General features: G+C 68.9%; 12 protein-coding genes. 5 read left to right on the top strand and 7 right to left on the bottom strand.

Features of this window, described 5'->3' with window-relative positions:
- Positions 1-149 precede the first annotated feature (149 nt).
- From AC1DRO_RS13670 to AC1DRO_RS13660, 3 genes are read left to right on the top strand one after another with little or no spacing between them, the layout of a single operon-like run.
- On the top strand, positions 150-1172 hold the full coding sequence (locus AC1DRO_RS13670) for a 3-oxoacyl-ACP synthase III (protein ID WP_476951208.1): 1023 nt from the start codon (positions 150-152) through the stop codon (positions 1170-1172).
- Positions 1166-3901, top strand: coding sequence for an alpha/beta fold hydrolase (locus AC1DRO_RS13665; protein WP_476951207.1), 2736 nt, complete (start codon positions 1166-1168; stop codon positions 3899-3901). The genes AC1DRO_RS13670 and AC1DRO_RS13665 overlap by 7 nt, the downstream gene beginning before the upstream one ends.
- On the top strand, positions 3898-4869 hold the full coding sequence (locus AC1DRO_RS13660) for an NAD-dependent epimerase/dehydratase family protein (protein WP_476951206.1): 972 nt from the start codon (positions 3898-3900) through the stop codon (positions 4867-4869). The genes AC1DRO_RS13665 and AC1DRO_RS13660 overlap by 4 nt, the downstream gene beginning before the upstream one ends.
- 16 nt (positions 4870-4885) lie before the next feature.
- On the opposite strand, the gene AC1DRO_RS13655 is transcribed toward AC1DRO_RS13660, so the two are convergent.
- From AC1DRO_RS13655 to coaD, 7 genes are all read right to left on the bottom strand, one after another.
- Complete coding sequence (locus AC1DRO_RS13655; protein ID WP_476951205.1) at positions 4886-6019, bottom strand: TolB family protein; 1134 nt, start codon at positions 6017-6019, stop codon at positions 4886-4888.
- Entirely contained in the window at positions 6016-7215 is a 1200-nt protein-coding gene (locus AC1DRO_RS13650; RefSeq protein WP_476951229.1) for an MFS transporter, read from the bottom strand. The genes AC1DRO_RS13655 and AC1DRO_RS13650 overlap by 4 nt, the downstream gene beginning before the upstream one ends.
- 297 nt (positions 7216-7512) lie before the next feature.
- Entirely contained in the window at positions 7513-8481 is a 969-nt protein-coding gene (gene mutM, locus AC1DRO_RS13645) for a bifunctional DNA-formamidopyrimidine glycosylase/DNA-(apurinic or apyrimidinic site) lyase (RefSeq protein WP_476951204.1), read from the bottom strand.
- A gap of 9 nt (positions 8482-8490) precedes the next feature.
- On the bottom strand, positions 8491-9213 hold the full coding sequence (gene rnc / locus AC1DRO_RS13640) for a ribonuclease III (protein ID WP_243177156.1): 723 nt from the start codon (positions 9211-9213) through the stop codon (positions 8491-8493).
- Between the two features lie 21 nt (positions 9214-9234).
- A complete protein-coding gene (rpmF, locus tag AC1DRO_RS13635; RefSeq protein ID WP_009356569.1) occupies positions 9235-9438 on the bottom strand; it encodes a 50S ribosomal protein L32 in 204 nt (67 codons plus the stop codon).
- A 36-nt stretch (positions 9439-9474) separates the two neighbouring features.
- Complete coding sequence (locus tag AC1DRO_RS13630) at positions 9475-9999, bottom strand: YceD family protein (RefSeq protein ID WP_079553424.1); 525 nt, start codon at positions 9997-9999, stop codon at positions 9475-9477.
- A gap of 174 nt (positions 10000-10173) precedes the next feature.
- Entirely contained in the window at positions 10174-10674 is a 501-nt protein-coding gene (coaD, locus tag AC1DRO_RS13625) for a pantetheine-phosphate adenylyltransferase (RefSeq protein ID WP_028277957.1), read from the bottom strand.
- A 102-nt stretch (positions 10675-10776) separates the two neighbouring features.
- Between coaD and AC1DRO_RS13620 the strand changes: the two genes are divergently transcribed.
- The gene (locus tag AC1DRO_RS13620) at positions 10777-11637 is read left to right on the top strand and encodes an SDR family NAD(P)-dependent oxidoreductase (protein WP_476951203.1); all 861 of its coding nucleotides are present in this window, start codon (positions 10777-10779) and stop codon (positions 11635-11637) included.
- Positions 11634-12842 (top strand): aminotransferase class I/II-fold pyridoxal phosphate-dependent enzyme, encoded by a 1209-nt coding sequence (locus AC1DRO_RS13615; protein ID WP_476951202.1) that lies wholly within the window; start codon positions 11634-11636, stop codon positions 12840-12842. The genes AC1DRO_RS13620 and AC1DRO_RS13615 overlap by 4 nt, the downstream gene beginning before the upstream one ends.
- Position 12843: the final 1 nt, after the last annotated feature.

Here is a 12843-nt window from a genome sequence, read left to right as displayed (position 1 = left end):
GCGGCCATTCCGCGCAGAACCAGCGCGGAGCCGCCGCAGATGGCGGAGGCCGCATATGCGGGAATTGACCTGCACGGGGCATAGTTAAGCTCTCGGGCTTGTGAGCGGCCACCGCCGGAGCGCAGGACGGACATGAACAGGGGCTTGAATTGGTAGGCAATGCAACATTCCGGCACAGCAACACCGCTCTACTTTCGGTAAGCAGCGTCGAAGCTCCGACGATCGTCAGTTCCATGGATTTCGACCGCAGGCTGGCTTCGACCCTGCGGCGGCTGAGGGTCCCCCCGAAGCTGCTCGAACGGGTCGCGGGCATCACGCACCGGCGCTGGTGGGCCCCCGGAACATCGTTCGACGACGCAGCCATCGAGGCGGGGGCAAAGGCCCTGGCCGAGTCCGGCATCGAAGCGTCCGAGATTGGCCTGCTGATCAACACTTCCGTGACGCGGCGCAACCTCGAACCGTCCGTCGCGGTGAAGATCCATCACGGACTGCGCCTGCCTTCGTCGGCCATGAACTTTGATCTGGCCAACGCCTGCCTTGGCTTCGTCAACGGCATGACGCTGGCGGCCAACATGATTGACTCCGGCCAGATCAAGTACGCGATGATCGTCAACGGTGAGGATGCCCAGGCAACGCAGGAGGCCACCCTGGCCCGGCTGCAGCGGCCCGAGACGACCCGCGAGGACTTCAACCGCGAGTTCGCCACACTGACGCTCGGCTCCGGAGCGGCTGCGGCCGTCCTGGGCCCGGCGGACGAGCACCCCGGGGCGCACCGGGTCCTCGGCGGCGTGATGCGTGCCGGCACCGAGCACCATGAACTGTGCGTGGGCAGCATTGACGGCATGGCCACCGACACCAAAGGCCTGCTCGACGGCGGCCTGCAGCTCGTGGTCGATGCCTGGCACGAGGCCCAGCCGGAGTGGGACTGGGCCTCGATGGACCGGTACGTCACGCACCAGGTGAGCAATGCCTATACCCAGGCCATCATCAACGCCATTGACCTGGACCCAAACAAGGTGCCGATCACGTTCCCGCACTGGGGCAATGTGGGCCCGGCCTCCCTCCCCATGACCCTCGCGGCCGAAGCGCAGACTCTCGCCGCCGGGGACCGCGTGCTGTGCATGGGCGTCGGTTCCGGCCTGAACACCGCCATGGTGGAAATCGTTTGGTAACCGCCGACTGGCCCGGCGTCGACCCCGAATGGTCGCGCGAAATCGATGTGGCGTCCACCTCCGCCGCGGATGAGCCGGGCACCGTGCGCCGCTGGCACCTGCTGGACAACGGTGCCCAGCTCACGCGCCGCGGCCTGACACCTGCCGGCACCCTGCTGTGCGTGCACGGCAACCCGACGTGGTCCTACCTGTGGCGGACCCTGCTGGCCGCCGGATCCGACCCCGCACATCCGTGGCGCGTGGTGGCCGTGGACCAGCTGGACATGGGCTTCTCCGAGCGCACCGGCACGTTCCGGCGCCTGGAAGACCGGATCAACGACCTGGGCGACCTCACCGCGGCGCTCGGCCTGGACGGGCCGGTCGTCACCGTCGGCCACGACTGGGGCGGCGTGATCAGCCTGGGCTGGGCCGTGGCCCATCCGCAGCAGCTGGCCGGCGTGGTGCTGACCAACACGGCCGTGCACCAGCCCTCCGGCTCCCGCATCCCGCCGGCGCTGCGGCTTGCCTTGCACCCTGCCGTGCACCGCTGGGGAACGACGGGGACGGACACCTTCCTGCGCGTGACGCATGCCCTGGCCCGCCCGCCGCTCGCCCCGGATGTCCGTGGCGCCTTCATGGCCCCCTACCGCGGCGCCGACCGACGCTCCGGCGTGGGGAACTTTGTCGCGGACATTCCCGCCGACGCGTCCCACCCCAGCTTTCCGACGCTCAGCCGCGTCGCGGAAGGGGTGCGCGGGCTGAGGGTTCCGGCCCTGATGCTCTGGGGCCCGCGCGATCCGATCTTTTCCGACCGGTACCTCAAGGACCTCATCGGCCGGCTGCCGGACGCGAAAGTTCACCGCTTCGAGGGGGCAGGCCACCTGGTCGCGGAAGACCGGGACATCGCCGCGCCCGTCTTTGAGTGGCTGGCCGAGTGCGGCCCGGACAGCGGGCCAGCCGACGGACCGGCCAACGAACTGGCCGACGGCCCCTCCGACGGACCGGCCAACCACCAGTCGCTGGAATTCGGGACCGGGCCCCTGCAGCCCGGCGCCGGGGTCCCGCCCCTTTGGGCGGCCCTCGCCGAGCTGGCGGCGGGACCAGCGGCCGGGGATACCGCCGTCGCGGAAATGGCCACGGACGGCAGCGTCGCCCGCTCGCTCAGCTGGCAGGAGCTCGAACAGAACATCGCCGCCCTCGCGGCGGGCCTGCAGGACGCCGGTGTACGGAACGGCACCCGGGTGAGCCTGATGGTTCCCCCGGGCGTGGACCTGACCGTGGTCCTCTACGCCTGCCTGCGGCTCGGCGCGGTGGTGATCGTGGCCGACGCCGGCCTGGGCACCCGCGGCCTGAGCCGTGCGGTCAAGGGCGCCACCCCGGACTTCCTCATCGGAATCGACAAGGCCCTGGCAGCCGCCTCGGTACTTGGCTGGCCGGGACGGCGCATCAGCGTGCGGGACCTGCCGGCCCGGCGCCGCCGGCTCCTCGCCGTCGAGACCTCCCTGGCTGCCCTTGCCCGCCACGGAGCCGGCCTCAGCCCCGGACTCCCTCGCCCGGGCACGGCCCCGGTTCCGGGCCCGGACGCCCCCGCCGCGGTGCTGTTCACCTCCGGTTCCACCGGGCCCGCCAAGGGCGTGGTCTACACTCACCGGCGGCTGGCGGCGATGCGCGATGCCGTGGCCGCGACGCTGGAGATCCGCCCGGGCGCACGCCTGGTGGCGGGCTTCGCGCCGTTCGCCCTGCTGGGACCGGCGCTCGGAGCCGTTTCGGTGACGCCCGCCATGGACGTCACTGCCCCCCGCACCCTGACGGCCAGCGCGCTGGCGCACGCCGCAGCAGCCATCGACGCCACGGTGGTCTTCGCCTCGCCCGCGGCGCTGCGCAACGTCCTGGCCACCCGGGCCGGCCTGAGCCGGGCCGGACACGAGGCCCTGGGGCGCGTGGAGCTGCTGCTCTCCGCCGGCGCGCCGGTCCCTGAAGCCCTCCTCGCAGAGGTGCAGCGGCTGCTGCCGCGGGCCTCGCTGCACACCCCGTACGGGATGACCGAGGCGCTGCCCGTCACGGACATCGGCCTCGAACAGATCCGTGCCGCCGCGGCCGACGCCGCCGCCGGAACCATGGCAGGCGCCGGCAACGGCGTGTGCGTGGGCCGGCCGGTGCAGGGCGCCCGCGTGGCCATCATCCCGCTGGCCGCGGACGGCACCGCACCCGGGAACGAGCCCGTCAGGGAGGCCGGTGTGAGCGGGGAGATCCTCATCAGCGCCCCGCATGTGAAAGAAGCCTACGACCGGCTCTGGCTGACCCAGCGCGAGAGCGTCCGCACGGCCGGATGGCACCGCACCGGCGACGTCGGGCATCTCGACGCCGCCGGCCGGCTCTGGGTGGAAGGACGCCTCGCACACGTCGTGACGCCGCCGGGAACTGTGGTGACGCCCGTGGGCGCCGAGCAGGCCATCGAACGCCTGGCCGATGTCGGGATGGCCGCCGTCGTCGGGGTCGGTCCGTCCGGGACGCAGGCGGTGGTCGCCGTCGTCGAGACTGTACCTCCCGTCCGCCGGGCCGGTCCCGCCGCGCCGCAGCTCGCCGGGCGGGTACGGGACGCGGCCCGTCAGGCAGGCGTCAGTGTCAACGCCGTGCTCGCCATCCCCTCCCAGCCGACCGACATCCGCCACAACGCCAAGATCGACAGGACGCGCCTGGCCCGGTGGGCCTCGGCGGTGCTGGCCGGCGGCCGTCCGGGCACGCCATGAGGGTCCTCGTCACCGGCGCCAGCGGACTGCTCGGCGGGGAAGTCGCGCGGCTGCTGGTGCGGCAGGGCCACGCCGTGAGCACGTTCCAGCGCCGTCCCACTGGCGTCGACGGCGCCGCGGACCTCTCCGGGTCCGTCACGGACGACGACGCCGTCCGGCGCGCCGTCACCGGCGCCGAGGGCGTCATCCACCTGGCTGCGAAGGTCTCCTTCACCGGCCGCGCCGCGGATTTCGAGGACGTGAATGTCGAGGGCACGCGCCGCCTGCTCCGTGCGTCCCGCGAGGCCGGCGTGCGGGATTTGGTGTTCGTCTCCTCCCCGTCCGTAGCCAACTCCGGCGCCGCCATCGCCGGCCTGGGCGCCGAGCCGGCGGACCCGGCCCGGGCGCACGGCGACTACTCCCGCACCAAGGCCGAGGCTGAACTGCTGGCGCTGGCCGCGGATATGAAGGATTTCCGCGTCGCGGCGGTGCGCCCGCACATCGTCTGGGGCCCGGGTGACACGCAGCTCGTGGAACGGGTGCTGGAACGTGCCAGCCGCGGCCGCCTGCCGCTGCTCGATGCCGGTGCGGCCCTGATCGACACGACCTATGTGGACAACGCCGCTTCGGCCATCGTCGCCGCGCTTGACCGGATGGAGTACATCCACGGCCGGGCGCTCGTGGTCAGCAACGGCGAACCCCGCCCGGTCGGTGAGCTGCTGGCGGGCATTTGCGCCGCGGGCGGCGTCCCTGCGCCGTCGCGGACGGTGCCGGGCAGCCTCGCGCGGGCTGCGGGATCGGTGGTGGAGAAGGTGTGGTCCCGGTCCGGCCGGTCCGAGGAGCCGCCGATGACCAGATTCCTCGCCGAGCAGCTCTCCACCGCCCACTGGTTCGACCAGCGCGAGACCCGTGAACTCCTCAACTGGACCCCTGCCGTTTCGCTTGACGAGGGCCTGGCGAGGCTGGCCGAGTATTACGGTTCGCTTTGAGCGGCTCACTGCCGAGCTACCGGACCACCGACGGGGACGACCCGTGCTCAATGAAGAGGACGGGCTGTGCGGCCGGTTCCGTCTTAAGGGACCAGATGTTGCTGTCCACCTCGGAACCGTCCCGGGGTAGGCCGTACACCAGGGTGGAATTGTCCAGCCACTCAATCTGGTCGTCAATGCTCTCTTTCTCCGACAACACGGTTTCCGTGCCGCTGGCGAGGTCCACGACGGCGATGCTGCGGTGGCCCGTCAGGGTGCCGGTGTCGCTCTTCTTGTAGGCGATTCGGGTGCCGTCCGGGGAAACGGACGGGCATTCAACGCCGCTGCGGACCACGGTGAGCGTCCGGCCGGCAATGCTCCCCTGGACCAGCCAGATGTGCCCCTGCGAGGACGCCGTGGCGTAAAACACGTCGGGCTTTCCTGGCGCAAACGTGACCCCCCAGATGTTCCTGTCGGTGGCCTTGATCCGGCTCCCGTCCAGCATCAGGGCGAAGCCCTCGAGGCTGCCGCTGCTCTGGCCTCCCTTGTCCCGGATGACTGTTTCGGTGGAGAACCCGGCTGCGGAGTACGAATGGCCTGACACGAAGACGGTAGTGGCCATCAGCGACCCGTCGGCGCTGGTCCTTGCCCTATTGGGGATGCCGGGCAGCGGCCAGCTGCGCGTCTCCTGCCAGATGCTGTTGTACACGGTGGCCTGGAAGTTGGTGGCCAGCCCCTGTTTGGTCTGCAGGCACAAGGTCTGGTCGTGCGTGCCGTAGACGCGGTCGCAGCTTGCCTCGCTCAAGGCACGCTGACCGCCGGGGCCAGACAGCGGCACGGTGGCGGCGGAGCCGAAACCCTGGCCTGGTGCGGTGTTGCGAAAGAGGACGAAAGGGGCCGCCGGCAGGCTTTTGGACGTGGTGACATCGACCGGCGGCGGCGCACTCTGGCTGACCTTGGCGTCTTGGAAGGCCAGTGCGGCGTAGATTCCCGCCGCCGCGATGGCGGCGGCGGTGATGAGCGACAGCGCCGCGAGTCGCTTCCTGCTGATCGTGACCCGGGTCGAGGCTTCCCTTGCGGATGTGGATCCTTTTCCGGGCGGGCGCCCGGTGGATTGTTTTCCGGATGTGGATCCTTTTCCGGGCGGCCGCCCGGTGCGTGTGGCCGTCATGCACCGGCCTCCTGTGCACTAGCGGTACGCATCAGCACGGCCGCGGCCACGAGCGCCGCAGCCAGGCCGACGGCGGCCGTCGTCATTGCGGCAGAGGCCCCGACGGCGAACCAGAGGATGCCGAAGCCAGCCGATGCCGCCATCCGGCACAGCGCCACTACTGTCTGGGCGGCCCCGATGCCGGTGGCCACTTTGTCCGGTCTGACCAGCCGGCTCGCCAGCGCGGCCAGCACGCCGTCGGTGGCGGCATAGAACACGCCCAGGAGGACCAGGCAGGCCACCGTGACGCCAAGACCGCCGAACGGCACCGCCGCCAGCAGGTAGCACGCCAGCAGCGCTCCGTGTCCGCCAAGGAACACCCTGGTCCTGCCCCAGCGGTCCGCGAACCGGCCCAGGGGAACGGCCAGGGCGAGGTAAACGACGTTGGTTCCGACATAGAGCAGCGGGAACCACTGCACCGCGAAGGAATCCCGGTCCTGGAGGACGAGGTAGATGAAGCCGTCCCCGACGGTCAGCAAGGCCAGGATCCCCGCCGTCACGAGCAGCCGGGTCAGTCCAGCATCCTTCAGCTGGCTCCACTTGAAGGCAGGGCGTGCCCGGTCCGGCCGCTGCGCCGTCCGCGGCGTCCTCCGGTCCGGCACCACCAGGACCAGGATGGCGACGCCGATCACGGCGAAGGCGAGCGAAACGACAAAGACGGTGCTGAACCCGTTGGGGATGTACAGGAGGATCAGGAACGCCAGGAGCGGCCCCGTTGCGGCGCCGACGGTGTCCAGCATGCGGTGCACGCCGAAGGATCTGGCCAGGTGCTCCGGCTGCGCAGCTGATGAGATCAGGGCGTCCCGCGGCGCGGTCCGGATGCCCTTGCCGATGCGGTCGCCTGTCACGATTCCGGTGATCGCCCAGAACCCGCCGGCGAACAGGAAGCCGATCCGGGCCAGCATGGACAGTCCGTAGCCGGCAACCGCCACCCGTTTCGGATGCCCCGTGCGGTCTGAGGCCCACCCGGCAGCAATGCGCACTACCGCGCTGACGCCCTGGTTGAGCCCTTCAATGAAGCCGAAGGCGATAGTTGATAGCCCGAGAAATCCGGTGATGTACAGCGGCAGAATGGCGGACACCGATTCCGAGGAGATGTCCGTGGCCATGCTGACGATGCCAAGCCACAGAATGACAGGCGAAAGCCGGAAGGCCACGCCCGGTCCGGACAGGGACTCCGTCCCTGTATCGGTGGAGTTCTTCTTGCCGCCGGTGCGGTCGGCCATCGAAATGTACACGGTGGCCTACCCCTGCGCACCCGGCGCCGTGTTGTCCCTCAGTGCTACCGTCCGCCGCGACGCATCAGCAGGTACGCGATCGGATTTCGGCACAGCAGTGTGTCGGCGGTTAACGCCGACGCGATAACAATTTCTATAGTCCCCAGCTCCCATGGCCACAGTTTGTCATCGGCCATGAGGGGTGCGTAAGCGTAGGACTACTTGTTTTTGGGCGCTCTACCAGCGGCCGTTACGGGGTCTGGGCTGGCAGACGGGACAGGTATAGGACGAGCGGTTCATAAACTGTTCCCGCTTCAGCAGGCTGACCCGGCCGGCGGCGGCGCAGCGCTTGCACTCCCGGCCCTCGCGGCCATAGGCGTTCAGGGACCGATCGAAGTACCCGGAGACGCCGTTAACGTTGACATAGAGCGAATCGAAGCTGGTGCCTCCGGCGGCCAGGGCATCCGCCATGACCTCGCGGGCGGCGTCGAGGACCCGCTGCGCGTCGGCGCGGCGCAGCGTGTCGGTGGGCCGGGCATAGTGCAGCTGCGCCTTCCAGAGGGCCTCGTCCGCGTAGATGTTGCCGATCCCGGAGACCAGGCCCTGGTCCAGCAGCGCCCGCTTGAGCCCGGTTTTGCGTGCCCGCAGGCGCCGGTAGAAGGTGTCGAATGAAAAGAAGGGGTCCAGTGGGTCCCGGGCAATGTGCGAGGCTTCCTCGGCGATGAGCGGCAGCGGTGTTTCGGCGAGGCCGCCGGGGCCGCCGTCGTCAGTGGGGACCAGCGACGTGAGGAACAGGCCGCCGAAGATGCGCTGGTCCACGAACCGGAGCTGCTCGGGCATGCCCTCGGCGGGGCTGAGCCGCAGCCTGACCTTGAGGTGTTTTTCGTCCGGAACGCCGGGGTCCTGCATCAGCAGCTGACCGGACATGCCGAGGTGGGCCATGAGTGCGACGGCGGGGCCCGGCTCAGCGGCCGGGAAACTCCCGGACGGGGCGGGCGTGTCCGCCAGCGGCATCCAGAGGAATTTGCCGCGGCGGACCACGTCCAGGACCCTCGCGCCTTCAAGGTTGCCGGCAAAGTCTTCCGGTCCCAGGGCGTGCCGGCGCAGGGAGCGCGGGTCCAGGACCTCGACGGAGGTGATGGTCCGGCCCCGCACCCAGCTCACCAGGCCGCGCCGGACCACCTCGACCTCGGGCAGTTCAGGCAACGCCGCCGCCTAGCTGCCGGTCTGGGACTGCAGCTGCTGCGGATCCGGCGCGGCCGGGGCGGTCAGCCGGCGCCAGGCGTCGGCGGCGGCTTCCTGTTCGGCCTCTTTCTTGGAGTTGCCGGTGCCGGTGCCGTAGTCCGTGCCGCCGATCCGCAGCACCGCCTCGAACGTCCGGGCGTGGTCCGGCCCGGAGCCGTCAACCGCGTAGTTAATGGTCCCAAGCTGCCGGCTGGCGGCGAGCTCCTGGATGGAAGTCTTCCAGTCGGTACCCGCGCCGAGGGCGGCGGCGTCCTTCAACAGCGGGCCGACCAGCCGCATGACCAGCTGCCGGGCCGTCTCGATGTCGTTTGAGAGGTAGGTGGCGCCGATCAGCGCCTCCATGGTGTCCGCCAGGATGGAGGCCTTGTTCTTGCCCTCGGTGAGCTTTTCGCCCTGTCCAAGGTAGATGAACTCCCCCAGCCCGATGCTGCGGCCGATGCCGGCCAGCGCCCGGGTGCTGACAACGGCGGAACGGCGCTTGGCCAGGTCGCCTTCGGGCAGCGTGGGGTTGTCACGGTACAGCGCGTCCGTCACGGAGAACCCCAGGATGGAGTCGCCCAGGAACTCGAGCCGTTCGTTGGTGGGGATGCCGCCGTTTTCGTAGGCATAGGAACGGTGTGTGAGCGCAAGACGAAGCGTCCCGGCGTCAATAGTGACACCGAGACGCTTCAGAAGCTCTTCAGTTGAAGACATCTTTTTCAGCCTGTTGGCGGATTAGACGTCTGCGACCTTGCGGCCCTTGTACTCAAGGAACAGCGCAGTGCCAGCCGAGTCGGTAACGACCTTTGCCTGGTGCGGCAGGCTGTACGTGACCTGGCCGTTCTCGACAGTCTTCACCAGGTGGGGGGCAGTTGCCTTCCACTGGGAGCGGCGGGCGCGGGTATTCGAGCGAGACATTTTCCGCTTCGGGACAGCCACGGCTAACTCATTTCTCTCTAGAAAAACACTTACAAATCAGTTTTGCCGGTCAGGCTTAGCCAAGTCAGCCAGGGCGGCCCAGCGAGGATCTACGACCTCGTGGTGATGCCCCGGCTCGTCTTCCAGGCGCACTCCACATTCGGAGCAAAGGCCCTGGCAGTCTTCCCGGCACACCGGCTGGAACGGCAGTATGGTGACAACTGCGTCCCGCAACACCGGCTCAAGATCGATCAGATCGTGCTCGACTCGACGTTGCTCTTCTTCGTCTTCTTCGTCGGAGAACACAGCATCCTCGTAGAAGAAAAGTTCTTGCACATCAACCTCTTGGTCATACGCAAGGGGATCCAGGCATCGGCCGCATTCGCCAGTAACTTCAACGTGCGCGGTTCCTGATACCAGAATTCCTTCGTGTACGGCCTCAAGCCGCAGGTCGAGCTCGACATCCGAGCCTTCCTGCACGCCAATGAGCGCCACGCCAAGATCACTTGGCGCGGGTACATGTTCCGTCAGCGTCCGCATGCTTCCCGGACTGCGTCCGAGGTCCTTGACGTCGAACGCCAAGGGCGAACTAGCATCTCGTTTAATGAGAACTCCTGTTGAACATATGACCGACGTACTATCTTAGCCTGAACTTCCGGACGGACTCAAACCGGGGGCACGCCGGCGGTTCACACCACAAGCGGCCTCTGATTCGGGCCTCGCAACCGGCAGCAGGCCGCCGAGTACCGGTCAAGCTTACACTTTGCGCGCCCGGTTCGGGACCGGCTCGCCCGGGGCCAGCCGTTTCAGCACGGAGCGGGGAACAAAGTCCGAGACGTCCCCGCCGAGGGCGAAGACCTCTTTGATGAGGGTGGAGGACAGGTGCAGGTAGTGGCCTTCCGCCGGCAGGAACACCGTCTCGACACCGGTCAGCTGCCGGTTCATCGTGGCCATCGGCAGCTCGTAGTCGAAGTCCGAGGACGAACGCAGGCCCTTGACGATCGCCGAGACACCGCGCTGCCGGCAGTACTCGGCCAGGAGACCCTCCCCCACGGGTTCAACCACGATCCCGCGCAAGGACGCGAACGTTTCCCTGGCCATGTCGATCCGCTCCTCCAGGCTGAAGCGGTACTTCTTGGAATAGTTCGTGGACACGGCCACGATCACCTCGTCGAAGAGGCCCGCGGCACGCGCAATGACTTCCAGGTGTCCATTGTGGATGGGGTCAAAAGAGCCAGGGCAAACAGCGCGTCTCATGCTCCGAACCTACCGTATCCGCGCCGCAGCCCGGGATAACATGGCTGAATGTCAGCATCGAACAATCGCGCGACTTCTCCTTTAACTGTGCGGCCTGTCACTGTGCGGCCTGTCACTGCGCCGCCTTTCACCGTGGACGGCGGCGTGGTGCTGGTCACCGGTGCCGCCGGCGGCATGGGCCGGCTCTACGCCCTCCGCGCCGCCCGCGAAGGTGCCGAGGTGGTGATCCTCTGGGACGTCGACGCCGATGCCCTGGCCGGCACCGCCGCTGAAGTTGCCGCTTTGGGCGCCCGCGCCGTCCCCCGCACGGTGGACCTGGCGGATCGCGCCGCGATTGCCGGCGCCGCCCGGGAGGCCAGGGCCGAGGGACCGCTGGCGCTGCTGGTCAATAACGCCGGGATTGTCCGCGGCGCGTACTTCTGGGACCACGCCCCGGACCGTGACATCGCCCTGACCATGGACATCAACGCCCTCGCCCCCATGTACGTCACCCTGGAGTTCCTGCCGGACATGATGGCCGGCGCCGGCCGCCCGCGCCGGATCCTCAACGTTGCCTCCGCCGCCGGCACGGTCTCGAATCCGCGGATGAGCGTGTACGCGGCCTCGAAATGGGCCGTCATCGGCTGGAGCGACTCGCTCCGGCTCGAGCTTGAGCAGCAGGGCTACGGCCACCTGAAAGTCACCACCTTCTGCCCCAGCTACATTTCCACCGGCATGTTCGAGGGAGCCCGCGGTCCCCTGCTGACCCCGCTCATGACACCGGAGGATGCCGTGGACAGGGCATGGCGCGCTACGACCGCCGGGCGGCCGCAGCTGATCGCCCCCGCCATGGCCACGCTGGGGAAAGTGCTCAAGGGCATCCTGCCGGTGCGGGCGTGGGACTTCGTGGGCGGAAAGGTCTTTGGGATCTACACCACCATGGACAGCTTCACCGGCCGGGACGAGAAGGCGGGCACCCGATGAGCCCCCGCATGCCGTTGCCGTGGCAGCGCGCCGCAACCGGCGCCAACCTGCTCTCCCCCGACGGCTCGCTGGGCGTGACGATCTTCGAGGAGATGACCACCCTGGCCCTGAGCACGGGCGCCATCAACCTCGGCCAGGGCTTCCCGGACGAGGACGGCCCCGTGGAGATCAAGGAGGCCGCCCAGGCCGCGATCGCCGCCGGAGCCAACCAGTATGCGCCTGGCAAGGGCATCCTGCCGCTGCGGGAGGCGATCTCGGTGCACCAGCAGCGGTTCTACGGGCTGGCCCCGGATCCGCAGACCGAAATCATCGTCACTACAGGCGCCACGGAGGCCATCGCCGCCGCCCTGCTCGCGCTGGTAGGTCCGGGAGATGAAGTGCTCACCTTCGAGCCGTTCTACGACTCCTACGGCGCCATCATCGGGCTCTCCGGCGCCACGCACGTCACCGCCCCGCTCCTGGCCCCGGATTTCATGCCGGACCTGGCCGCACTCGAGGCCGCCTTCAGCAACCGCACCAAGCTGGTGCTGATCAACAATCCGCACAACCCGACCGGGGCGGTGTTCCCCCGCGAGGTGCTCGAGCGCGTCGTCGAACTGGCCGCTAAATACGACGCCGTCATCGTCACCGACGAAGTGTACGAGCACCTGACGTTCGGTGTGCGGCACATCCCGATCGCGACGCTGCCCGGGGCGGCGGAGCGCACGCTGACCATTTCCTCGGCCGGCAAGACGTTCTCCTTCACCGGCTGGAAGATCGGCTGGCTCTCCGGGCCGGAGGAGCTGGTGGCCGCCGCCCGGACGGTCAAGCAGTTCCTGAGCTACAGTTCCGGCACGCCCTTCCAGGCCGCGATCGCGGTGGGCCTGGGGCTTCCGGACGAGTTTTACGCCGGCATCGCCGACACCCTCCGGTACAAGCGGGACATCCTCAGCGAGGGCCTGCGCGCTGCCGGTCTCGACGTGCTGACCCCGCAGGGAACCTACTTCGTCAACGTGGACACCTCACCGCTGGGGATTACCGATTCCGTGGAGCTGGCCCGCAGACTGCCGGCCCTCGTGGGCGTCGCCGCGATCCCGGTGCCCGTCTTCTGCCACGCCGACGGCGCCGAACGCACCCGCAGCCTGCTCCGCTTCGCGTTCTGCAAGCAGCTGCACGTGCTGGAGGAGGCCGCCGAGCGGCTGGCGACCTTGCGCGACAGGCTGTGAA

This window comes from Arthrobacter sp. P4_F11, from assembly GCF_056401395.1.
Note: the sequence above shows the minus strand (reverse complement) of the source record. Positions and strands in the feature narration are given on the sequence as shown.

Excerpts from the sequence above, each read along its gene's own strand:
- AC1DRO_RS13660 (WP_476951206.1), top strand. The coding sequence starts at position 3,898 with ATGAGGGTCCTCGTCACCGGCGCCAGCGGACTGCTCGGCGGGGAAGTC.
- AC1DRO_RS13655 (WP_476951205.1), bottom strand. The coding sequence starts at position 6,019 with ATGACGGCCACACGCACCGGGCGGCCGCCCGGAAAAGGATCCACATCC.
- rnc (WP_243177156.1), bottom strand. The coding sequence starts at position 9,213 with ATGTCTTCAACTGAAGAGCTTCTGAAGCGTCTCGGTGTCACTATTGAC.
- coaD (WP_028277957.1), bottom strand. The coding sequence starts at position 10,674 with ATGAGACGCGCTGTTTGCCCTGGCTCTTTTGACCCCATCCACAATGGA.
- AC1DRO_RS13615 (WP_476951202.1), top strand. The coding sequence starts at position 11,634 with ATGAGCCCCCGCATGCCGTTGCCGTGGCAGCGCGCCGCAACCGGCGCC.